Raw genomic sequence first — 22,518 nt, 5'->3', positions numbered from 1 at the left:
CGGTTTGCAGGGTTCACCTGTTGCATCGCGGTGTCTGGTTTTGGGGCGGCTGCGCCACCCAGCGGGAGCAAGCTCCCTCGCCACAAAGTACGTGGTCAGGCTCAAGTTTGGACCGGGCTTGCACGATGACTAGACCTGCACATTCCCCGGCAACAACGGCAATTTCGCCAGCTTCACCGCCACCCACAACGCAATCACCAACAAGCCACCGATGAACAGGCCGATCCCGTTCCAGCCGCCCAGGTGCCACGCCACGCCGCCCGCCGTACCTGCCACGCTGGATCCGGCGTAGTAGCTGAACAGATAAAGCGACGAGGCCTGGCCCTTGGCCTTGAGGGCGCGGCGGCCGATCCAACTGCTGGCGACCGAGTGGGCGCCGAAGAAGCCGAAGGTGAACACCAGCATGCCCAGGATTACCAGCCACAGCGGCGTGGCCATGGTCAGCACGAGGCCGGCCAGCATCAGCGCGATGGTTGCCCAGAGCATTTTGCGACGACCGAGTTTGTCCGCCAGTGCGCCGACTTTGGCCGAGCTGTAGATGCCCGACAGGTACACCACCGACAGCAACCCGACGAAGGCCTGGTCCAGGTGATAGGGCTCGGCCAGCAGGCGGTAGCCGATGTAGTTGAACAGCGTCACGAACGCGCCCATCAGCACGAAGGCTTCGAGAAACAGCAGCGGCAACCCGGCATCGCGAAAGTGCAGGGTGAAACCATCCAGCAGGCTGCGTGGGTGCAGCGAACGGGGACGGAAGTTGCGTGACTCGGGAAGGATCCGCCAGAACACCGCCGCCGCGATCAGTGCCAGGCCGCCAATCACCAGCATCGCGGTGTGCCAGCTGACGAAGTCGATCAAGACGCCGGTGATCAGGCGTCCGCACATGCCGCCAATGGCGTTGCCAGCGATATACAACCCCATCGCCAGGCCGATGTGCTTGGGGTGAATCTCTTCGCTCAGGTACGTCATCGCCACCGCTGCCAACCCGCTCAACGACAGCCCCACCAAGGCGCGCAGCAGCAGGACGCCTTCCCAGGTCGGCATCATCGCGCTGGCAATCGTGCACATCGAGGCGGCGAACAGCGCCGTGACCATCACCGATTTGCGGCCGATGCGGTCGGAAATCGGGCCCGTGATCAACAGACCGATGGCGAGCAGGCCGGTCGCCACCGACAGGATCAGGCTGCTCTGCGCCGCGTTGATGGAAAACTCCCTGGATAGCAGCGGCATCATCGGTTGCACGCAATACAACAGGGCGAAGGTCGCAAAGCCACCGCAGAACAGCGCCATCACCGTACGCATGAACAGCGGGGTGCCTTTTTCGATGTAGATGTCGTTCCGTTCGGCGCCGACATTATCGGCAGGAGGTGGGATTTCATGGGCCAGGGGAGCGACGGCAGTTTTCACGGTGGACCTCGCAAGGGCACGATCAGGCAGGCAATGAAAAAAGCATATAGCCCGCTAATGTTTCTATCCAATATATTATTCGACCTGTTTAAGACGTTTAACGACCTATTGGATGGCCCATGGAACTGCGTCACTTGCGTTACTTCATCGCCGTTGCCGAAGAACTGCATTTCGGCCGCGCCGCGCTGGCCCTGGGCATCTCCCAGCCGCCGTTGAGCCAGCAGATCCAGGCACTGGAACAGGAGATTGGCGCACGGTTGTTCGAGCGGACCAATCGTCGGGTCGAATTGAGCGAAGCCGGGCGGTTGTTCCTTGAAGAAGCGCGACGGGTGTTGGTCCAGGTCGACAAGGCCGCCGACGTGGCCCGCCGTGCGCAACTGGGGGAACTGGGCGAGCTGAAAATCGGCTTCACCTCCTCGGCACCGTTCAATTCCACCATTCCCCAGGCGATTTTTTCATTCCGGCAACGCTTCCCGGCGGTGCACCTGAACCTGCGGGAAATGAGCAGCACCCAAGTGGCCGACGCACTGCTCGACGAAGTGATCGAGGTGGGCATCATGCGACCCTTGCCGCTGCCCGACACCTTGACGGAAATCGAACTCAGCCGCGAACCGCTGGTGGCCGTGCTCAGCGCCAAGCATCCCCTGGCCCAGGGCAATGAAGACGGCCTTTTTCTCTCGGCCTTGGCCCAGGAACCGTTCGTGTTTTTCCCCCGCAGCTACGGCAGCGGCCTCTACGCCCAACTCCTGAGCCTGGCCCGTGACGCCGGCTTCAGCCCGCATTTCGCCCAGGAGGCCGGCGAAGCCATGACCATCATTGGCTTGGTCGCGGCGGGGCTGGGCGTCTCGGTACTGCCGGCGTCCTACCAGCGCATGCGTATCGACGGGGTGGTCTATCGACCGCTGCTCGACCCGGCGGCGGTGTCGGCGGTGTGGCTGGTACAGCGCAAGGATCAGCGTTCGCCGATGGCGGCGGCGTTTGTGGCGTTGTTGACCGATGGGGTGGAGTTATCCAGTGGTTAGTGTCGGCGCGGAGGATACTTGCCTGACCCGCAACGCCGGCTTCAGCCTGAATAGAAATTGCCGGGGACGAAGAAAGTCCTGTGGGAGCGAGCTTGCTCGCGATGGCGTTGGATCAGTCAATACTTAATCGGCTGAGAGGCTGCCATCGCGAGCAAGCTCGCTCCCACATTTTGGTTTCCAGTGTTCGCACTGCAATCTCAGCTAGCATCGATGCGGCTGAGATGTCCCGGCGTTTTTCAGAGAGTAATGGTCTTTTATCTCAATCCCCCCAGACTGTCGCAGGCCCGTTGACGTGATAGTCATAAAACCCTTGCAGCGTCCAGGTATCGCCCTGGCGTTCAAACGCGGCGCGCCATGCGCCTCGGCCGCCGCCGGGTGCCAGACGGGCCATGTCGTACCAGTAATACCGATTGATTCGCTTGGTCGTCACCCTGCCGGCGCGGATGTCATCCATGATTTCCAGCATCTTCGCCTGGGCTGTCTCGGGAAAGTTGGCGTATGACATCTGTGCTTCAGCCAGTGGGCCGATGTCTACCCTGAACTTGTCCGGCGCGGGTGTTGGCTCGGGTAAGGCAGGAGCGGTGGTGGCAGGTTGGGTGCCGGTCACTTTATGTGTGCGTGCCTGGGTTACGATTTCGATATCGAAGGGTTCATAGTGAGAGAGGGTATTCGTAAACTTTTTAATATCCTCCCCAGAGACCAACGTCATGTTTCGTTGTGTCTTGCCTCTGTTGGCGATCAGGTAGGGTATTCGATGATTCCTTATTTCTGTCAGCAATCCGGGTTTATGCCGGCGTACTTTCTCTTCCCTGAGGACGTCAATCAACTCGTTATAGTATTCGACTGAGGTCGTGTATTCCCTTCTGGCGGCGACGGCATCCGGCTCATCCCCTGGAAATAAGCTCGTTGCTTTGGCTTTCATTTGCGCATCGGCGGCTTTTATCATCTGCACGGTGTCTCTCGCTATTTTTTCTATGGCTAGCTTTTTTTTCCTTGTCTGGGGGTGTAGGCCAGGAATACGGCACCGGTAATGTAATCGGTGATGACTGTTGTATTGACCTGAATCCGGTCGCTGCTGAAGAACTGGTTTTTGTGGGTCAGTACCGTGTCATAAATTTTTATTTTTTGAGTGACGGTAATTTGCACGCCGCGTACTTTCCTTTCTATGGAAGTGCTACTGAGGGTGACGATGCTCCAGGTTTTCATCTTGTCCAGCAGGTTGCCATACGCCGTTTCATATTGAGTCGAAAAAGTCAGGTATCCCTGACTCAGGTCGGATATCCGCGAGCGATAAGTTTCTATATCGGGCGCGTCTATCTCCGCCATACTTTCGCGAAGGATGCGTTCGGCCAGTTCATCGGGCATCGAATGGAAAATACGCTCTGCTGTAGTGGCCGCATCGGCGTAGCGATAGCGATTCTTGACCAGCACGCCCTCTATCAACGCGTTGAGTGTTGTCTGTCGTGGGGTTTCCGGGGTCCAGCCGAACAGGCTGTGTACAGGGCCGCCACCGCGCAACCATAGCGGTTCTTCAACTTTCCATTGACCGTTCTCCCAAGTCACCGTTCGTTGGTGCGTGCGGTTGTTTGGCGCGTAGATAATTCTTTCGCCGCCCTGCATCTGCGTCTTGTAGTAATCCTTGCCCAACTTCAGATACTCCTGTCCGCTGGCGTCGCTGTAGCGGTTGCGCCCCTCGGGCACCAACCCCTTGCCGTCAAAGCGCTTGAGAGCGAACGGTTCCAGGTTCGGGTCCGGCATGCGGGGCAGGGTCGATAGCGCCGGGCGTGCCTGGCTCCGACGGCGGCCGGCGCGGGCCATGATCAAGTCCTGCCCGGCCTCGGCCAGGACCTCCCCCAACCCAGCGATAAAATCATGGGTCCACTGATGGAGACTGCCGCCCTCGATGTCTATCGCCGATACCGCGGCGCCCGCGGTCATGGTCGGCAGGATCGCACGCCCCAATAGACCGCCCAGCCGACCGACCGGGAACATCGACATCGCACCCGTCAGCAGCATGACGGCGCTGCGGCGTCCCTCCTGCGCGGAGGCGCTGTCGCGCTCGGCATGGGTTACCGTCAACATTTCCACCGCCTTGATCCCATGGGCGATTTGCGTCTCGTGCAACGCGTTGAACAAATCCCCCTCGACCACGGGCGAAGCGATGGTCTTCGCGAAATCATCCTGTGCCCGGTCCTTGGCCCACGCGAAGACAGACTGTGTGACTTTCTTGATTTTTTCCTCGCGCGTCAGATCCTCCGAAGTCGGCACCAGGCTGGCAAGTTGCTTGGCCTGTTCGAGCAGCGGCAGGTGCGAAATGAGCCAACGGATCATCTCCGATGTGGCGGTGAGTGTTTGCGCCAAGGTTATTTCCAACGCCCGCGCGCTTGGCGCATCCACTTCCCTGAACGTCTTGCCGTCGGGAGCGCCGGGTGTGTACAGCGTCAACGAGGGGCGGCTCGCCGTCCTCTTCACCCCAAACGCCAGCAACTCCTTCAGCACGCTGTCACCCCATTGCAGTTGACGGACCACCACCTCGTGCCCATTGACCTTGTCGCGCGTCGCCGCGGTCGGGCCGTCCAGCGCGGCCAGCACCAGCTTCAAGCCGGTATTGTCCCGGTCGTGCCTCAAGTCTCCCGAAATATGGGCAGCCCACACTTGGGCGCGCATCTGTTGCCCTTTCAGGACCATCCACTGCGCCTGGCCTTTCCGGGTCACACGTTGCAGCTCGGTCGGAAGCCGGGCGCCGATGTTCGCCCTTTCAATGACTTCCACAATTTGCGCGAAGCTCAGCGGCCCTTCCACGGTTGGGTGAGGGGCATTGCGTTCGTCGTGGGTCAGGTTGGACATCGCCCACTGCGTCAGGGAACGACGGTCATCGACGATTCCCCTCACGCTGCCTTGCGAAACCCCGGAGCCAAACGGCGAGCTACCCGTCGGAGCGTGGGGATCGACCACGGTTTTTCTGATGCTCAGGGACACGTCCTCAGGGTCGACCGGCGGGTATTTCGCCTCGATGACGTCGGCGAGCAGCTGACGGGTCCGCTCCCGGAGGGCGTCCGGGGTGGCCAGCGTCACCGGATCCGGCGGCGGGGGCAGATCCGTCAGGGTGTTGTGCAGAGCCTGGGTCGCCGCCCACCACGCCAGGCGATCACTGGCGGTGACGTGCGGGTTGTCGTGCAGCCAGTCATTGAGTCTCTTCAGATTTAGCCGCAATTCGCGCTCGGCCATGGCATTCGTCAGGTCCAGTTTGTGGCCGATGTCTGCCGCCACGTCGATCCTGTTCATCCAGGCGGTGATTTCTTCCGACGCTGCGGGACCGTCCAGCACGGCATTGCGCACGGCGGTTTTCTGCCCCGCCCGTAGCTCCGTGACCAGACGCGCGAAGAAGTGCTCGGTGACAGGCTCGGTGTCGACTTCATCCCCAGCGTCGCCGTCTTGCACCAGGTCGGCCTTGAGCGCCGCCAGCGTGTCATACAGTTGCAACGGCTGGCCCGGACGGTACAGCGCGGCACTTCCCGAATCGCTGGCGTTGTCATATCGCGACAAGGCCACGGCGCCCGACACCGGTACGCTGAGGCTCCACCGCTGGGGTGTAATCTCCAGGCTGAAGACCCCGGGCCGGACCCGTTCCGCCAACAGTGCACGAGACGCCGCGTCCGGTGCCGACAGTACATAGTCGGTCAGCGCCTGATGCATCTGCGGGCTCAATGCCATGTCCAGCCAATGTAGATTGGCCTGGGCCTTGAGTTGCCTGGCGAGTTCATCCGCTAGCCAGTCGCCGACGTTGCGGTCCTGGCTGAAGTCGGCCGGTGTGTGCCAGAACTCATCCAATGCGTGGGTGAGCAGGCGTTCATAAAGCGCCGGCATGGTGCTGATCAGCCGCTTGATTTCAGTTTTTACGGCGCGCTCGTTCAGGGCGACGGGCGCTGCGGTGGTGCTGTCCCGGCGGGTGACAATCTCGATGTTGTCCAGGTCACGGAGCAACGCGCCTGGATCGATCCTGCCGGCGACGGCCTGCAGCAAAAGCGTCTCCAGGAAGAGGATGTCCGTCACCGTCTTACGGGTCGCCGGGCCATCGGCTGTGCGCTGCGCAGGCGGGATCGCCTCTTCTCGCAGTGTGCGCACGGACAGCTCGTGCACCGTCACATTGCCGGCCAAGGCAGGGAAGGTTCTCCTGAACCAATAATCCAGGTGTTGCCTCATTACATGGGAAGGCCGTGGGATGGTGTTGTTCAGGCGAATCATGTGTTGTTGCGAAACCTTGAGCTGGCTGACCAGCGGGGCATCCGCCACCACGGCGCTGTCGGCCGACAGTAAGTCATGAGACGTTGTTAAGGGGGTGTGTTCCACTGCTTTCTTCCTGGAGGAATGTTGGCAGCACAACCTATTCAATAAAAGTTTGGGTGGGTGGTACATAGCTACCGCATGCAGGGAGGGGCGATAGGGTAAGAGCAATCAATGAGCGGCTAGGACGTGGGGCACTCGGCAATGTCTGTCAGTTAGTCGCAGAACCTGTGGGAGCGGGCTTGCTCGCGAAAGCGGTGTGTCAGACAACCTCAATGTTGACGGTCCCGCCGTCTTCGCGAGCAAGCCCGCTCCCACAGGGATTGCGCTTAACCGCCGGCATTAGGCGCCCTTGGGTCATTGAGTGATTGTGAAAAACGCCAGAATCGCCTCGCGGGTTGCCTGCGTTTGTTCCTCCAGCACCCAATGCCCGGTATCTACCAATATCAATGAGTGCGGTTGCGTCGCAATGTGCAAGGCCTGTTCGGCCAAGGTCTTTCCTCTCGAGTGGTCCCCGCCGATGGTGAGCAGTGGAGCAGTCAATTTGTTCTTGGAAAATTCCAGGTTGTCATTTGCATCCTGCTCTACCCAGGCGGAATAGAGCTTGAAGGCCGCCTCCATGCGTCCAGGCCGGGAGTAGTCTTGCACCAGCGCCTGTCGCACCTCGTGACTGACTTTAGCGTTGCGCGCGAGCACGAAGTCATCGAAGAACATGTCCAGGTAGGTTTTCTCTTGTCCTTGAATCAGGGCCAGGGCCGCTTTGCCAAAGAAACGAAAGTGCCATTTGCTGGTTATGCCGGCTGCTGCATCTCCGTTATAGGCAACTTCCCATCCGGGAATGCCCGGAATAAATCCATCCATCAACACCATGCGCCCGGTTTCAGCCGGATAAAGCGCCCCGTAGGCGTAGGCAATGATCAAGCCCATGTCATGGCCAATGATATCGACCTGCTTGATGTTCAAGAGGGTGACCAGTTCGTGCAGATCATGGGCCATGCTTTTTTTGTCGTAGCCACCGACTGAAATATCCGTTTCGCCAGCGCCGCGATAATCAGGAACGATGGGGGTAAAACCGGCATGCACCAACGCGCCCATCAATGGCTCCCAGCTACGCCAACTGCCTGGAAACCCATGCACCAGCAGGACCGGTTGTTTGCCATCACCGCTCATGAGGTAGTGGAGGCGAATACCGTTCACGGATACGTAGGCATGTGTAAATGTCGCGCCGTCGACAACAACGCTGTTTGGTTCCGTTGAAGGCAATGTGTCGTGCTGTTTGAGGGACATGGGGGGGCGGCCCGACCAGGCTATTGTGTTTATCAATTTTTTGTCCATGTTTGGAGCCAAAGTAATTTTATGGGCTGCGAATCACAGCTCATAAGGTCGAACGGTTTGATCGAGCGTCGACGTCTGGAAGCCTGAAGCTATTCCGAGCACTTTTGCTACTGTCAGAGTTGACAGTTCCGACAACAGGCAAAAAGTGCGGCTTCGATTGAGGGGGGCAGAAAAAGGGCGGAAGGATGGATGTTGCGTCAGGCGCCTGGACTGTAGGAAAACGCGCTTTTCTGGTTACGACACTTCCTATTCGCTCCAGATACCACGCCGCTGGGCTTGCGACTCGCCAGCGCTGCAACGTCTTATTCATCATTGCAAATCGTCCGGCTCAGTGCTCCTTCCCAGCGGCAAGGGGCGCAGCCTGAAGCCCATGAATAAGGTCCCTGGAAATGCACTCATCTTTGGATGCCCCTTACACCAACGAAATTTCCCGTGAATCTCTCCGTCATTTGGATGACTTGTACTTGGAGCCACGCCAACTGGAAGGTTACGGCGAAGAAGTCGCGGCATTCGTTAATCGACAAAAAGCATTCGTCGAAGCTCATCCACCCATCGCTATTTATCGAGTGGCCACCGAGGGCAGCCAGACGCGTAACGGCGGAACGATCCAGCAGGTGTCATCGTCGTTGACGTTCACCTTGGATAATGGCTGGAAAGTACGCGCCGCGCAGAAAGGCGACCAGGTGGTGTATGCCGATGGCAGCACGGCACGGATCATCACCGGCGCCGGGGAAGCCAATAGCAACATCGCGCTGGTTGGCAGTCGCTTGAGCAATGGCGACGAGATTATCAATACGCTTCAGCGACGATTCATGATCATCGTGCGTGAGGGCGTGCCGATGGCGGAGGATTTTTTGCCTGCGCTTCGGCTGGCCGAGGTTCATCGTTTGCACTCGAATGCGATGAGGGAGGACATCCAATGAACGAGGGGCTGCTGCGCAGCCCAGCGGGAGCAAGCTCCCTCGCCACAAGGTTCGTGCTTGGCACACGAATACCTGGTCACACCACCAAACCCTGTGGGAGCGAGCTTGCTCGCGATGACGGCAGTACAGCCAACATCACCGGTACTGACCTACCGCTATCGCGAGCAAGCTTGCTCCCACAGTGGGTCAAGGGTGTTGGCAATAGCTGGTCACACCACCAAACCCTGTGGGAGCGAGCTTGCTCGCGATGACGGCAGTACAGCCAGCATCACCGGTACTGACCTACCGCTATCGCGAGCAAGCTCGCTCCCACCGGAGGGGTGTGTAACTGACGGGTATTAATCGCCAGGGTTTCGTTAATTTTCCAAAGGGCGCTTTTTATTGCACCTTCGCCAAATCCCCCTTCAACGCAACGCCAGCCATGATCGCGCCCGCGTGGCATTCGTAGGTGGTGGGGTCTTTGCGTTCGTTGCTCTTGTAGAAGCTGACGATATTGGTGACAGCGTTGGCGCCGGCGTTCTTGGCGGCCTGGTGCAGGCTGATCAGGGCTGATTGCAGCACCCATTCGCAGGCCACTTCATCGGACTTGTTGAAGGCATTGGTTTTCTTGTTGGTCACGGCGCCGGGGCTGACCACGGTGACGTTGCCCGCCGGTTTGTTGCCGGCCAGGTAGAATTTCACGCTGCCGTCGATCTTGCCGGTGCGGATGGCTTCGGCGACAACCTTGTCAAACGGCAGGAACAGCGCGGTATCACGGGCCTGGCTGAGGCTTGGCAGGGTGCTGAGCAACAGCGCGGCGGTCACGGCGATTTTCTTCAACGACATCATGAGTCTCCTTGACGAGGGGTAACGGGGTTTTGAATCCGATTCAGTGCCAGCGGCGGAAGATCAGCGAGGTGTTGACCCCACCAAAGGCGAAATTGTTGTTCATCACGTATTCATGGCTCATCGGCCGGAATTCGTTGCGCAGGTAATCGAGCTGGCCGCACTGGGGGTCAACCTCATCGAGGTTGAAGGTGTGCACGTAGAGGTCGCGGTTCATCATTTCGATGCTGAACCAGGACTCCAACGCCCCGCAGGCACCCAGGGTGTGGCCGAGGAAACTCTTCTGCGAGCTGATGGGCATGTGCTCGCCAAACAGGCTGCTGGTGGCCAGGGTTTCGGCAATGTCACCCTGTTCGGTGGCGGTGCCGTGGCCGTTGACGTAGCCGATGGCCGAGGGTTCGAGGCCGGCATCTTCCAGGGCCAGTTCCATGGCCCGGCGCATGGTGACCAGCTCAGGGCGGGTGGCGTGCTGGCCGTCGGCGTTGCTGCCGAAGCCGACGATTTCGGCATGAATCCGTGCGCCACGGGCCAGGGCGTGTTCCAGTTCTTCAAGCACGAGCATGCCGGCGCCTTCGCCGATCACCAGGCCATCGCGGCCTTTGTCGTAGGGGCGCGGGCTGGTTTGCGGCGCGTCGTTTTTCAGGCTGGTGGCGTAGAGCGCATCGAAGACCATCGCTTCGGTCGGGCACAGTTCTTCCGCCCCGCCGGCGAGCATCAACGGCAGGCGCCCGAACTTGATGGCCTCGTAGGCATAGCCGATGCCGTGGCTGCCGCTGGTGCAGGCACTGGAAGTGGGGATCAGGCGTCCGGTCAGCCCGAAGAAGATGCTGATGTTGGCCGCCGTGGTGTGGGGCATCATGCGTACGTAGGAGTTGGCGTTCAGGCCTTCTGCCACGCTGTTGAGCAACATGTTGCCGAACGCCTTGATCTCATCGGTGCTGCCGGTGGACGAACCGCAGGACACGCCCATGCGCCCGTCCTTGATCGATTCGTCGCCCAGCAGGCCGGCGTCGGCCAGGGCCTGTTCCGCCGACGCGACCGCCAGGCGCGAGACCCGGCCCATGCTGCGCAATTGCTTGCGGGTCCAGTGGGCCGGGACCTGGAAGTCGTCGATGGGGCCGGCCAGGCGCGTGTTCAGCTCGGTGAAACGGTCCCACTCATCCATGCGACGGATGCCGCTGCGGTTGGCGGCGAAGTTGGCGGCGATGGTCTCCCAGTCGCTGCCTATGGAGGTGATGCCGGCCATGCCAGTGACGACAACGCGCTTCATCAGCACAAGCCTCCGTTGACGGCCAGGACCTGCCGGGTGATGTAGCCGGCTTCGGCGGACATCAGGAAGTTCACTGCACCAGCCACTTCTTCCGGGGTGCCCATGCGCTGGGCGGGGATCATTTTCATCAGTTCTTCCACGGGTACGTTTTCATCGAGCATGGCGGTGTCGATCAACCCCGGCGCGACGCAATTGACGGTGATCTTGCGCTTGCCCAGCTCGATTGCCAACGCCTTGGCCGCGCCGATCAAACCGGCCTTCGAAGCACTGTAGTTGACCTGGCCGCGATTGCCGATCAGCCCGGAAACCGATGTGATGCAGACGATCCGCCCGGCGGCACGACGACGGATCATCGGCATCATCACCGGGTGCAGCACGTTGTAGAAACCGTCGAGGTTGGTGCGCATCACCACGTCCCAGTCGTCCTCGCTCAGGGCCGGGAAGGCGCCATCGCGGGTCAGGCCGGCATTGAGCACCACGCCGTAATAGGCGCCGTGGGTTTCGACATCGGCTTCGAGAATGGCCTTGCAGGCGGCGCGGTCAGATACGTCGAACTGCAGCACCCGGGCGTTGCGGCCCAGGGCCTGGATTTGTGCCTGGACTGTTTCGGCCTCGGCACGGCCGCTGCGGCAGTGCAGCACGATGTCGTGCCCGGCCTGGGCCAGGCGCAGGGCGATGGCGCGGCCGATGCCACGGCTGGAGCCGGTGACCAGTACTGATTCAGTCATGACGGGTTTCCTGTTGCGGACGATTCATGAAGGTAGTGGGCGGCCTGGGGTGGACGGAATACATTGAGCCGGGCCGTGGCATGGATGCCGGGGGCGTGGATGTGGCATTCGAACACGCCCATGCCGTTGTCGTCTTCCAGGGAGCGCACGCCATGGATGCTCAGCTCGGTGCCGGCGGGAAAACAGTCGACGTTGCATTCGAACTTGCGGGTGCCGAGCAGAAAGCCCAGCTCCACGGCATCGCCGCGTCGGCGGGCGTGGCAACCAGCGAACGCCGCGACACTTTGGGCCATCAGCTCGATGCCGACCCAGGCCGGCAGCGCGCCGTCGTCGCGGTTGAACAAACCACCGGGCTTGACGGTGGTGTGGGTATGGATCTGTTCGTCATCGAACGACAGGATCCGGTCGATGAGGATCATGTCGCCGGCATGGGGCAGCAGTTCGGCGAGCGGCCAGTCAATCATGGGGCGTCTCCGATAATCAGGCTGACGTTATTGCCACCGAAAGCAAATGAATTGCTCATCAGGCGGCGCGGGGTGGCCGGGTTCAGGCGGGTGTTGGCGCTGACCCAGTCCAGTGCTGGCAGGGCAGGATCGGCCTGGCCGTCCCAGACGTGCGGCGGCAGGGCCTGGGCAGGGTTTTCCGCGCTCAGGGCCAGCCAGCAGAACGCCGCCTCCAGCGCCCCGGCCGCGCCGAGGGTATGACCGGTCATGGGCTTGGTGGAGGAGCAGGGCACACCCGCCGGGAACAGCCCGGCCACGGCCTGGCTTTCCATGGCGTCGTTGTGTTGCGTGGCGGTGCCGTGCAGGTTCAGGTAGTCGATCTGGCGGGCGTCGAGGCCGGCGCAGCGCAGGGCTTTTTCCATGGCCTGGCGCGCGCCGCGACCGCTGGGTTCGGGCGCCGAGATATGGTGGGCATCGGAACTGGCGCCGTCGCCGAGCAAGGCAATCGGTGTTCCCTCGCCTGGCGTCTTGCTCATGAGAAACAGCACCGCCGCTTCGCCAATGTTGATGCCGCTGCGGTTCACCGAGAACGGATTACAGCGTTCGTTCGACACCGCTTCCAACGCGGAAAAACCGTTGAGGGTCAGTTTGCACAGGCTGTCCACGCCGCCGCACAGCACGGCATCGCACAGGCCCAGGTCCAACAGGCGCCGGGCGCTCATCAAGGCCCGGGCGCTGGAGGTGCAAGCGGTGGAAATCACGTAGGACGGGCCACTGAGGCCGAGCCAGTCGGAAAGAAAGTTGGCCGGCGCGCTGAGTTCCTGCTGCTGATAGTCGTAGCCGTCGGGGAAGCGCTGCTCACGCAAGTAGTGGGCAATGCCCTGGCTGGCCTCATCGATGCCCGACGTGCTGGTGCCCAGGACGATGCCGATGCGGGCGTGACCGTAGGCTTGGATGGCTTGGTCGATCTCGGCGCGAATCTGCAGCCCCGCTTCCAACAGCAGTTGATTATTGCGACTGCGTTGCGCCGCCAGGGCTGGCGGGATGGGCGCGAGCTCACCCGACACCGCAGCGACCGGCAAGGCCCGTTCGGCCACCCAGCCATCCTCGCTGCGCACGCCCGAGCAGTCGCCGGCAAACAGGTTGCGTGCGACGGTGTGCTTGTCGCGGCCCAGGGCGCAGATCACCCCGAGGGCATTCAGGTAGGCGGTCATGGGGCGTTCTCGGTCAACGGTGTGATGCGGTAGCGGGGGCCTTGGGGCAGGCTCATTTCAAAATCCAGCGGCTGCGTGTAGCGCACCTGCCAACGATTATCGAGGGTCCGTTGCGATGCCTGTTTCCGGGCCGCCGGATAGTTGCCGGACAGCTCGCCTTCGGGGGTCAGGGCGAACAACAGCGCGGCGAACAACTCCCGGGCTTCGGCATTGGGCGGCAGCAGACCGTCGGCCTGCCACTGGCCGTCGACCAGGCGCTGGCGGGCCACGGGAATGCCCAGCGGGTCCATCATCGACCAACGGATGCCGGCGTCTTCGCGCTGGATCACCAGCAACCAGTCCTGGCGTTGGCCGGCCAGTGTCCGCTCGACGTGCAATTGCATCGGCAACGCCAGGGTCGGCGTGCGGGCGGGCAGCGGCGCCTGGCTGGCGCAGGCACTGAGCAGCAACACACAGGCGATCAGCAGGCCACGGATCATCCGACAGCCCCTTCGTGAGGCTTGCGCGCCACCACGTTGACCAGGGTTTCCTCACGCTCGCCAAAGGGCTTGGGCCGACGCAGGCCGAAGCGCTCCAGCAGGCCGAAATCCTTGGCACGGCTCCACCACAGGTACGGGTAGGACACGTTGCGGTCTTCGAACTGGAACCCTTGAGCGCGGATCATCTGCAGGTACTGCGCGGCACTTTTCTGCACGTGCATGGGATGGCGGAACAGCCAGCGGATCACCCAGGTATCGATGTAGGCTTCGGTGGATTCGGCGAACAGCAAATAGCCGCCGGGCTTGAGTACGCGGTAGAACTCGGCGAGGGCTTTTTCCTGCTCCACCAGGTGATGGAACGTCTGGTGGCAGAACAGCAGGTCGACGCTGGCATCCGGCACCGCCAAGGTCGCGCAGTCGCTGCCGATCAGTTCCACGGCCATGCCTTGGCGCGTGGCTTCCTCCCGGCTCAGGTCGAGGCTGTGGGGGTCGGCATCCACGCCGATCAGGCGGTGTGGCGCGAACACCTGGCGCAGGTACTGGAACGACTTGCCCTGGCCGCAGCCGGCATCCAGCAGCACCGGGTTGGCCGGCAGAGGGCTGCTGAACAGGCTGCGCAAGTCGTTGATCGCCACCCGCAACACGTGGTGCTGCCAGGTGTGGCTGCGCAGGAACCAGAAGCCGAAGCGGGTTTCTTCGACGTAGTTGTCGCTCAGGTAGCTCATGGCTGCTGACTCGGCGCCGGGCTCGCGCAGATCTCCGAGAGCATGCGCAGGCGCCGCTTGGGTTCACTGACGAACGGGTTGCGCTGGTCCCAGGCGTAGCCAGCCAGGATCGAGCTGATCATGCGTCGGATGTCGTCCGAGCCTTCGGTGTAGAAAATCACGTCCTGGAAGGTGCCGGCGTACCAGCCCTCGACATAGCAGCGGAAGGTGTCGACGCCGCGCTTGAGCGGTTCGGCAAACTCGCTTTGCCAATCCACGCTTTCACCTTGCAACTGACGGTGGAGCACGTCGGCGGCCATGCTCGCCGAGCGCATGGCAATGGTCACGCCGGAGGAAAACACCGGGTCGAGAAATTCCGCGGCGTTGCCCAACAGGGCAAAGCCAGGGCCGTGCAGGGTCTTGACGTTGGCCGAGTAGCCGCCGATGGTCCGCGCCGGGGTGTCCCACACCGCGTTCTGCAGCACGCCGGCCAGGCTCGGGGTTTCGTCGATGAAACCGCGCAGGCAGGCGTCGAGGTCGTCGGTGCGGCCGGCGAAATGTTCCGCCGCCGCGACCACGCCCACCGAGCAACGTCCGCCGCTGAACGGAATGGTCCAGAACCACACGTCGCGTTTGCTCGGGTGGGTGGTGATCAGAATCTTTTCCCGGTCGAACGTCGGGGCATCGATGCGATCCTCGATGTGCGTGAACACGGCCTGGCGCACCGGGAAGTTCGACGGCGCCTCCAGGTCCAGCAAGCGCGGCAGGACGCGACCGTAGCCGCTGGCATCAAGCACGAAGTCAGCTTGGACGCAGTACTCGCTGCCGTCTTCGCGCTGCACGCCCAGTCGTGGTTTGGCGAGGGTGAAGTCGGCACTGGCAATCGCCTGGCCGTAGCGGATCTCCACGCCTTGCAGGGCGGCCTGGTCGGCCAGCAACTTGTCGAAGTCGGCGCGCTGCACCTGGAAGGTCGTGGGCTTGCCGTTGCTGAAGGTATCGCCGAAATCGAAGGCGCTGTAGCGTTCGCCCCAGGCAAACGCGGCGCCGTTCTTGCGCTGGAACCCGGCGGCATTCACTGCGTCGAGCATGCCGGCTTCTTCAACGAAATCCAGGCAATGGGACAACAGGCTCTCACCGATGGAGAACCGTGGGAAATGCTGGCGCTCGATGACCAGCACATCGTGGCCCTTGCGCTTGAGCAGCGCAGCGGCGATGGCGCCGGAGGGGCCGGCACCGATGATGACGACCTGGCGATATTCCGTTTCAGTGACAGGCATTGGGGTTCCTTGAATATCCTTGGTCATCGTTGGTCTTCTTGAGCAGGTATAGGGTGTTCCTGGCGCCCGGCCCACGGCGCCAGCATGAAACTGAAGGCCAGCCCCAGGCTCACCGCCAGGCCGAAATTACTCACCGCCGGTGTGCTGGACAACGCCAGCAGGCCGAACGACAGCCAGGTGGTGACCGCCGCCAGCAAGGTGCCCAGTAGACTCACGGCAGCACCGCCGATCTGTTCGCGCATCAGGATCGCGTAATCGACACCGATGGCCGTCACCAGCAACAGGCCGAACAGGCTGAACAAGGTCAGTGGCTGCCCCAGCCAGCCGAGGCTCGCCAGGCTGCACAGCGCGGCCAACAATGGCAGGGCGACGATGCGCAAGGCCGCGCCGACACCGAAGGGCCAGATCAGCACCAGCACAATCAGCACGCAGGAGGCCAGTTTCAACTCGGCGGCGCTGACCTGCGTGGCGGCGAAGACCCGGTTCAGGTCGCCCAGGCGATCCACCAGTTGAACACCCGGCAGGTCCACGGCTTGCACGCGCAGCAGCGCGGCATCGTTCAAGCCTTGCAGGCTGATCATGGCGGCCACGCCTTGGGCGGTGGGGCCGAGCCAGAGCGTGCGGTAGGGTTCGGCCAGGGGGCCGGCCAGCGCGGCATCGATGTCTGCCACCGGCAGGGCCTGCAATTGCGCCAGCTCTGTTTGCAGCGCGGCGACCGGTACGCCCAGGTCCAGCAGTGGTTGCCAGAAGGCCGGCAACCGGGCCAGGGCCTCGCGTACTTTCTGCTGGTCGGCGGGCGTGCTCACCAGTTGGTTCAGCGACAGGTAGCCCTGGAGCTTGTCCAGGGCGATCAACTGATCCAATCGCTCGTTGAGCGCGGTCTGGCGCTCCAGCAGTTGGGGTTGATCGTCGGCGCGGATCAGGAAGAACTGACTGGTGGGCTGGAAGCCGGTGATGCGCGCGATGTCGCGGGCTTCGTCGGTGAGGTGCTGGGGCGTGCCGATCCACTGGCGGATGTCGTTTTTCGTGGTCAGGTGCCAGAGACCGCCCGCGCAGAAACTCAGCAACAACACCAGCAGCAGCGGCGTGGGCACCCGCGCCAACAATGCTTGGCGGGTCTGGAGCAGACATTCGCACAGCCGCAGCGGCCATTGGGCTGGACGCAGGTCTGCACCCTTGAGCAGCGCCGGCAACAGGCAGACCGCGGTCAAGTAGGCGCCAACCAGTCCGGCGGCGGAAAATAGCGCGATCTGGGTCAGGGCCGGGAACGGTGTCCAGGCCAGGGCCAAGTAGCCGATGCAGGTGGTCGCCAGGCTCAGGCTCAGCCCCGGTAGGGTCAGGCGCAAGGCCGGCCAGCTGCGCCAAGGCTTGAGGCTCCAGCTCTTGGACAGGTAGTGCAGGGGGTAGTCCACCGCGACGCCGATCAGGCTGGAACCCAGTACCAGGGTCATCACATGCATGCGCCCGAACAAGGCCACGCACGCCACGGCGCCGAACAGCATGCCCACCAGCACCGGCACGAACGCCAGCCACACGCGCAGGCGCCGGAAGGCCAGCAACAACAGCAGCAGGATGCCGACCGTCGCACCACCGCCGACCCAGGTGATTTCCCGCGACGCCTGTTGCTGGCCGCTGGCGGCGTACAGCAGGCCGCTGGCCGCCAGCAGTTGCCCTTGAGCCTGGCTCGCCAGGTCGCGGCTGTGTTGCAGCAGTTCGGCCACTTGCAGCGGCAGGTTCATGTCGAAGGCGTTGCCCTGGGCACGGGCCCGCAGCATCACCCAGCTTTTACCGTCGGCATCGGCGACCAAGGCCCCGCTACCGATGTCGAATTTTATCGCGCCGCGTTGGGGCTGGCTGTTCTGGATGCGCCCGGTCAGGCCCAGCCAATCGTCCTGGTTCGGCACCAGGCTGAAGCCGCTGAACGGGTCGAACAGGGCCTGCACCCGTTGCTGGATGAACGCCTGGGGCTGTTCGATCAATTGCTCCCGGTCCTCTGCCGAGAGCATCGCCAACCGCCCGTTGAGCAGTTGCGTGCGCAGCGCCGGCAAGTCGGCCTGCAGCGTCCACTGCACCTTGTCGAACAGGCCGCTGGCCTGCCATTGCTCGCCCAGGGTTTGCGCCAGGGTGATGGCTTGCTGGCGATCGGTGTGGCCGACCAGCACCAGCACCTCGCGGTTGAGCGGCTCCTGCATGCGCTGCTCGGCGGTGATCTCCAAGGCATCGGGAGACGTCCCCGGCACCAGTTCCATGAGATTGGCCGACAGCGGCGCGCCATTGCGCCATTGCCAACCGGCGAGCGCCAACACCGCCAGCAGCAGGATCAGGAACAGCCGGGGCAGCATCCGTTCACTCGGCAAAATCATGTTGCTCCGCTTCGCTCAACGGTTGCGCGCCGGTAGCGCCCTGCATGCGCAGCACGGTGCTGTCGCCCTGGGTCTCCAGCAGTTCGATGCGCTGGACCAGTTCGCCGCCGTCAATGTTGATCTGGTTGAAGACCTGCTTGAGCAGTACCGAGCGCGGGGTCAGGGTGAGTTTCCACTGTTGTGGTTCGCCCGACAGGCTCAGCTCGAAATCCCGTTGCAAGCCACTGCTGTCGCCCTGCAGAACCGCCAGGAACAGCCGGTTCTGCTCGGCGCCGGCGCTCTTGTTCGGCAGCATCTGCCAGGCATTGCCGTCCCGCCGGGCGATACCCTCGGCGGTGATGCGGTAGTCCTGTTGCAGCGGGGTTTGCAGCAGCCACAGCAGACCGTGGTTTTTCGCCAACACGAAGCGGCCCTTGCTGGTGAGGGGCTGGGGCAGGGCGCGCAGGTGTTTTTCCTGGATGAACTGTCCGTGGATTACTTCCGGGCGGGCCAGTTGGTCGCTCAGTTGTTGCAAGTCGAATGCCTGGGCCACAGGCGCCAGGCAGCACAGCAACAACCAGATAGCCAGGCGCTTCATGGCAGTTTCCTTTCAACGGCTTCGACAAAGACCCGGGGCGAGGCCAGCAGCATTTCGCGGCTGGCGACGTCCACCGCCACTTGCACCGAGCTGGCGCGGGTCAAGCGATCGCCCGTGGCTGCGTCGCTGATCAGGTAGTTGATCTTCAGCCGGTTTTCCCACTCCACCAGGCTCGCGCGCACGGTCAGGGCCTGGCCGAACACGGCGCTGCGCACGTAGCGAAGTTGCAGGTCGATGATCGGCCACGCATGGCCGGATTCGAGCATGTCGTTGTAGTTGTGGCCGATCAGGTCGAGCAGCGCACAGCGGGCCACTTCCAGGTATTTGACGTAGTGGCCGTGCCAGACCACGTTCATCGAATCGACGTCGAAAAACGGCACCACGATCTGCGTGTCGACGTGCAAAACACCTTGGCTACGCATGCAGCCTCCAGTGTTGCTCGGCGATGCGTTGCAGGCACAGGCGCAGTTCGCCTTCCAGGGCGCGGTCTTCGATCACAGGCGGGAAATCCTCGGCCAGTTGCTGGTGCATGGCGGCCAGGGCCGGCGGCAGCGGTCGCGCGTCTTCGGCGCGACTGCGCAGCCACACGCCCTGGTTGGCTGCCAGCAAGGTGGCGGCGGCGACTTGTTCGGTCAGTTCCAGCACGCGGATCGCGTCCCGGGCGGCGATGGTGCCCATGCTCACCTTGTCCTGGTTGTGGCACTCGGTGGAACGCGAGAACACGCTGGCCGGCATGGTGTTTTTCAGAGCCTCGGCGGTCCAGGCACTGGTGCCGATCTGCACGGCCTTGAAGCCATGGTTGAGCATCGCCCGCTCGGCGCTGGCGCCGGACAGGTTGCTGGGCAGGCCATGGTTGTAGCGCGCGTCCACCAGCAGCGCGAGCTGGCGATCCAGCAAGTCGGCGACGTTGGCCACCAGGTTCTTCAGGCTGTCCATGGCGAAGGCGATATGCCCGCCGTAGAAATGCCCGCCGTGGAGCACGCGCTCGGCTTCGGCGTCGATGATCGGGTTGTCGTTGGCACTGTTGAGTTCGGTTTCGATGAACGAACGCAGCCAGTTCAGGCTGTCCGCCAGTACGCCGAGCACGTGGGGCGCGCAGCGCAGGGAATAGCGATCCTGCAGACGATGCAGCGGCGCGGTCGGTGCGTCGATCGCCAGGTCCTTGCGCAGCCACGCGGCGACTTGCATCTGCCCCGGGTGTGGCTTGGCGGCGAACAGGCGTTCGTCGAAGTGTTCCGGGTTGCCTTGCAGGGCGACGACGTTCAGCGCGGTGATGCGGGTCGCCAGTTGCAGCAGGTAGTCGGCGCGGGCAAAAGCCAGGCAGGCCAGGCCGGTCATCACGGCGGTGCCGTTCATCAGCGCCAGAGCTTCCTTGGGCCGCAGCACCAGCGGCGTCCAGCCCAGTTCCCGGTGTACGTCGGCGGCCAGGCGCCGCTCGCCACGGAACATGACGTCTCGTTCACCGGACAGCGTGGCGGCGACGTAGGACAGCGGCGTCAGGTCGCCGCTGGCGCCCACCGAACCTTCTTCCGGAATCAGCGGCAGGATGTCGTGTTCGAGAAAGGCCTGTAGGCGTTCCAGCAGTTCTACCCGCACCCCCGACACACCGTGGCACAGCGACTGCAAACGCGCCGCCAGCACCGCACGGGTGGCCTGGGCGTCCAGCAGCTTGCCCAGGCCGCAGCCGTGGAACGTGTACAGGTGGCGCGGCAGGGCCTCGACGTGGTGCAGCGGCACGGCTACCACACAGGAGTCGCCATAGCCGGTGGTCACGCCATAGATCACGCCTTCCTTGTCCAGCAGGGAATCGAGGAATTGCGCACCCTTGGCAATGCGTTGGCGGAACGCCGGGTCGTCCTGCAATTGCGTCGGTGCCTGGCGGTTGGCCAGGGCCTGCACATCTTCAATGCGCAAGGGGCGTTCGCCGAAGGTTACCGGCTCAAGAGTGGGCATCGTCATCGGTCTTCCAGAAAGGGTAAAAGTTGAACCACTGTTGGGGCCCCTGGAGGCAATACTGCGCCAGGCGCTCGGCGTAGCGGGCGGCCCAGTGGGCGATCACTTGCTCGCGCTCGTTGCGTTTCCACGCCACGGCATCGGCGAAAGGTTCGAGCGTGACGCGATAGCGCCCCTCGTGCTTGAGGCACATCAGCAGGTTGACCGGGCATTTGAGCAGGCCGGCCAGCAGCCAGGGGCCTTGCGGAAATGCCGCCGGGTGGCCCATGAAGTCCACAGTCACGCTGCGTCCGCCGTGCAGCGGTACGCGGTCGCCGGCAATCGCCAGCCACTCGCCGCGCTCCAGGCGCTCGCTCAGTTGCAACATGATCACCGGGTTCAGCTCGCTGACCTGGATCAGTCGCAAGTGTGTGGCACCGGCCTCGCCCAGCAAACGGTTGAACTGCTCGGCGTGCTTGGTGTGCACCAGCACGTTCATGGTGACTTTCTCGCCCAGTTCGGCCAGTGCCCGGCACATCTCCAGGTTGCCCAGGTGCGCGCCCACCAGCATTTGTCCACGGGCATCGCGCAGGTGATTGCGCAGCAGCGCCGGGTCGACGATTTCGATCTGGTCGATGCTCAGCTTACCGTTCCAGACGTCGAGCTTGTCCAGCAGGGAATCGGCGAACGCCATGAACTGCCCGAACACCCGCCAGCGGGTCGGGCGCAGTTCGGGGCGTGCGCTCCAGTCGGCCAGGCGTTGCTGGTATTGCCAGGCGGCCTGGCGCGCGCTGCGGCCGAAAATGAAAAAGTACAGGACGATGCCGTACAGCACCGGGGTCAGCAGGCGCCGGCCGAGGACCTTGGCGGCGACCGCGGTGAGTTTCATCAGCCAGAAACTGCCGCGCTCCTGGCGGTCGGCCCAATGTTGCTTGTCTGCCTGCAGGCTCATGTCCGCCACCGTCGCCAGAGAATCAGGGGGAAACGCACGAGCATGCCGAAGAACAGCCGGGTGTGCATGCTGGAAATCAGCACGTTGTCGTGGAACAGGCGAAAGTGCGAAACCCCGTCTTGAGGGTAATGGACCCGGGTGTGCAGCCAGCGCATTGGCTGATTGCGCCAGGCCAGGCGCACCAGGATGTCCGAGTCGAAATCCATGCGCTTGCCGATGTTGGCCGAGTCGATCAGTGCCAGGACCGGTGCCAGGGGATAGACCCGAAAGCCGCACATCGAGTCGCGGATTTGCAGGGACAGGCTGTTGATCCAGACCATGACGTGGGTCAGGTAGCGTGCGTACAAGCGACCTTTCGGCACGCTGGCGTCGTAGTGCGGATACCCACAGATCACTGCGTCCGGGTGGGCACGGGATTGCTCGATGAAGGTCTTCACGTCGCCCAAATCGTGCTGTCCGTCGGCGTCCACCTGCAAGGCGTGGCTGAAACCCAGCCGCGATGCTTCGCGCAAGCCGGTCATCACCGCGCCGCCCTTGCCTTGGTTGACGGCCAGCCTGACCAGATGCACCTGATCGCCCTCGGCCAGCCGTTCCAGCACAGCGGCACACGCCGGGCTGCTGGCGTCATCCACCAGCACACAGGGCAGGCCGTTGGCGAGCAACGCCTGGACTACGGCCGAGATGGCGGTTTCGTGGTTGTAGACCGGGATGACGGCGCAGGGGTTATGCATATTCTGCTCCCTCCACGGTTTCACTGTGCACAACCTTCCTGTGGCGAGGGGATTT

At 62.7% G+C, this 22,518-nt stretch carries 20 protein-coding genes; 2 read left to right on the top strand and 18 right to left on the bottom strand.

The features are described 5' to 3' along the window. Positions 1-129: 129 nt before the first annotated feature. Positions 130-1,383 carry an MFS transporter gene (locus tag AB4N80_RS02905; RefSeq protein ID WP_305471136.1) on the bottom strand — a complete coding sequence of 418 codons (1,254 nt, stop codon included), beginning with the start codon at positions 1,381-1,383 and terminating at the stop codon, positions 130-132. A 140-nt stretch (positions 1,384-1,523) separates the two neighbouring features. Between AB4N80_RS02905 and AB4N80_RS02900 the strand changes: the two genes are divergently transcribed. Further along, positions 1,524-2,426 (top strand): LysR family transcriptional regulator, encoded by a 903-nt coding sequence (locus AB4N80_RS02900; protein WP_460080609.1) that lies wholly within the window; start codon positions 1,524-1,526, stop codon positions 2,424-2,426. 259 nt (positions 2,427-2,685) lie between these two features. Here the strand turns inward: AB4N80_RS02900 and AB4N80_RS02895 are convergent, their stop codons facing one another. From AB4N80_RS02895 to AB4N80_RS02885, 3 genes are all read right to left on the bottom strand, one after another. Then, entirely contained in the window at positions 2,686-3,378 is a 693-nt protein-coding gene (locus tag AB4N80_RS02895; RefSeq protein WP_460080607.1) for a hypothetical protein, read from the bottom strand. Positions 3,379-3,404: 26 nt separating this feature from the next. Next, on the bottom strand, positions 3,405-6,776 hold the full coding sequence (locus tag AB4N80_RS02890; protein ID WP_460080605.1) for a dermonecrotic toxin domain-containing protein: 3,372 nt from the start codon (positions 6,774-6,776) through the stop codon (positions 3,405-3,407). 291 nt (positions 6,777-7,067) lie between these two features. Beyond that, positions 7,068-7,997 carry an alpha/beta fold hydrolase gene (locus AB4N80_RS02885; protein WP_460080602.1) on the bottom strand — a complete coding sequence of 310 codons (930 nt, stop codon included), beginning with the start codon at positions 7,995-7,997 and terminating at the stop codon, positions 7,068-7,070. Positions 7,998-8,446: 449 nt separating this feature from the next. Between AB4N80_RS02885 and AB4N80_RS02880 the strand changes: the two genes are divergently transcribed. Beyond that, positions 8,447-8,968, top strand: a complete 522-nt coding sequence (locus AB4N80_RS02880; RefSeq protein WP_305469379.1) for a hypothetical protein — start codon at positions 8,447-8,449, stop codon at positions 8,966-8,968. Positions 8,969-9,346: 378 nt separating this feature from the next. Here the strand turns inward: AB4N80_RS02880 and AB4N80_RS02875 are convergent, their stop codons facing one another. The 14 genes from AB4N80_RS02875 to AB4N80_RS02810 are packed head-to-tail and all read right to left on the bottom strand — an operon-like array spanning position 9,347 to position 22,463. Then, positions 9,347-9,793: a hypothetical protein gene (locus tag AB4N80_RS02875; RefSeq protein WP_003197008.1), complete on the bottom strand. Its 447-nt coding sequence runs from the start codon at positions 9,791-9,793 to the stop codon at positions 9,347-9,349. Between the two features lie 43 nt (positions 9,794-9,836). After that, the gene (locus AB4N80_RS02870; RefSeq protein WP_122565329.1) at positions 9,837-11,063 is read right to left on the bottom strand and encodes a beta-ketoacyl-ACP synthase; all 1,227 of its coding nucleotides are present in this window, start codon (positions 11,061-11,063) and stop codon (positions 9,837-9,839) included. Further along, positions 11,063-11,791 (bottom strand): 3-oxoacyl-ACP reductase FabG, encoded by a 729-nt coding sequence (gene fabG / locus AB4N80_RS02865; RefSeq protein WP_122565330.1) that lies wholly within the window; start codon positions 11,789-11,791, stop codon positions 11,063-11,065. Before fabG ends, AB4N80_RS02870 begins: the two co-directional genes overlap by 1 nt. Continuing rightward, on the bottom strand, positions 11,788-12,255 hold the full coding sequence (locus AB4N80_RS02860; RefSeq protein ID WP_305482446.1) for a hotdog family protein: 468 nt from the start codon (positions 12,253-12,255) through the stop codon (positions 11,788-11,790). The genes fabG and AB4N80_RS02860 overlap by 4 nt, the downstream gene beginning before the upstream one ends. Beyond that, the gene (locus tag AB4N80_RS02855; protein WP_354338192.1) at positions 12,252-13,448 is read right to left on the bottom strand and encodes a beta-ketoacyl-[acyl-carrier-protein] synthase family protein; all 1,197 of its coding nucleotides are present in this window, start codon (positions 13,446-13,448) and stop codon (positions 12,252-12,254) included. Before AB4N80_RS02855 ends, AB4N80_RS02860 begins: the two co-directional genes overlap by 4 nt. Continuing rightward, complete coding sequence (locus AB4N80_RS02850; RefSeq protein ID WP_122565333.1) at positions 13,445-13,927, bottom strand: DUF3261 domain-containing protein; 483 nt, start codon at positions 13,925-13,927, stop codon at positions 13,445-13,447. The genes AB4N80_RS02855 and AB4N80_RS02850 overlap by 4 nt, the downstream gene beginning before the upstream one ends. Then, the gene (locus AB4N80_RS02845) at positions 13,924-14,652 is read right to left on the bottom strand and encodes a class I SAM-dependent methyltransferase (protein ID WP_305469385.1); all 729 of its coding nucleotides are present in this window, start codon (positions 14,650-14,652) and stop codon (positions 13,924-13,926) included. The genes AB4N80_RS02850 and AB4N80_RS02845 overlap by 4 nt, the downstream gene beginning before the upstream one ends. Next, positions 14,649-15,908 carry an NAD(P)/FAD-dependent oxidoreductase gene (locus AB4N80_RS02840; protein ID WP_122565335.1) on the bottom strand — a complete coding sequence of 420 codons (1,260 nt, stop codon included), beginning with the start codon at positions 15,906-15,908 and terminating at the stop codon, positions 14,649-14,651. The genes AB4N80_RS02845 and AB4N80_RS02840 overlap by 4 nt, the downstream gene beginning before the upstream one ends. A 23-nt stretch (positions 15,909-15,931) precedes the next feature. After that, entirely contained in the window at positions 15,932-18,271 is a 2,340-nt protein-coding gene (locus AB4N80_RS02835; RefSeq protein WP_122565336.1) for an MMPL family transporter, read from the bottom strand. Next, on the bottom strand, positions 18,255-18,848 hold the full coding sequence (locus tag AB4N80_RS02830; RefSeq protein ID WP_460080596.1) for an outer membrane lipoprotein carrier protein LolA: 594 nt from the start codon (positions 18,846-18,848) through the stop codon (positions 18,255-18,257). The genes AB4N80_RS02835 and AB4N80_RS02830 overlap by 17 nt, the downstream gene beginning before the upstream one ends. Beyond that, entirely contained in the window at positions 18,845-19,270 is a 426-nt protein-coding gene (locus tag AB4N80_RS02825; protein WP_122565338.1) for an acyl-CoA thioesterase, read from the bottom strand. The genes AB4N80_RS02830 and AB4N80_RS02825 overlap by 4 nt, the downstream gene beginning before the upstream one ends. After that, on the bottom strand, positions 19,263-20,807 hold the full coding sequence (locus AB4N80_RS02820; RefSeq protein ID WP_460080593.1) for an HAL/PAL/TAL family ammonia-lyase: 1,545 nt from the start codon (positions 20,805-20,807) through the stop codon (positions 19,263-19,265). The genes AB4N80_RS02825 and AB4N80_RS02820 overlap by 8 nt, the downstream gene beginning before the upstream one ends. Then, a complete protein-coding gene (locus AB4N80_RS02815; RefSeq protein ID WP_122565340.1) occupies positions 20,788-21,732 on the bottom strand; it encodes an LpxL/LpxP family acyltransferase in 945 nt (314 codons plus the stop codon). The genes AB4N80_RS02820 and AB4N80_RS02815 overlap by 20 nt, the downstream gene beginning before the upstream one ends. Continuing rightward, entirely contained in the window at positions 21,729-22,463 is a 735-nt protein-coding gene (locus AB4N80_RS02810; RefSeq protein ID WP_305491583.1) for a glycosyltransferase family 2 protein, read from the bottom strand. Before AB4N80_RS02810 ends, AB4N80_RS02815 begins: the two co-directional genes overlap by 4 nt. Positions 22,464-22,518 lie beyond the last annotated feature (55 nt).

The sequence above is a fragment of the Pseudomonas sp. H3_A02 genome (genome assembly GCF_054671965.1).
Note: the sequence above shows the minus strand (reverse complement) of the source record. Positions and strands in the feature narration are given on the sequence as shown.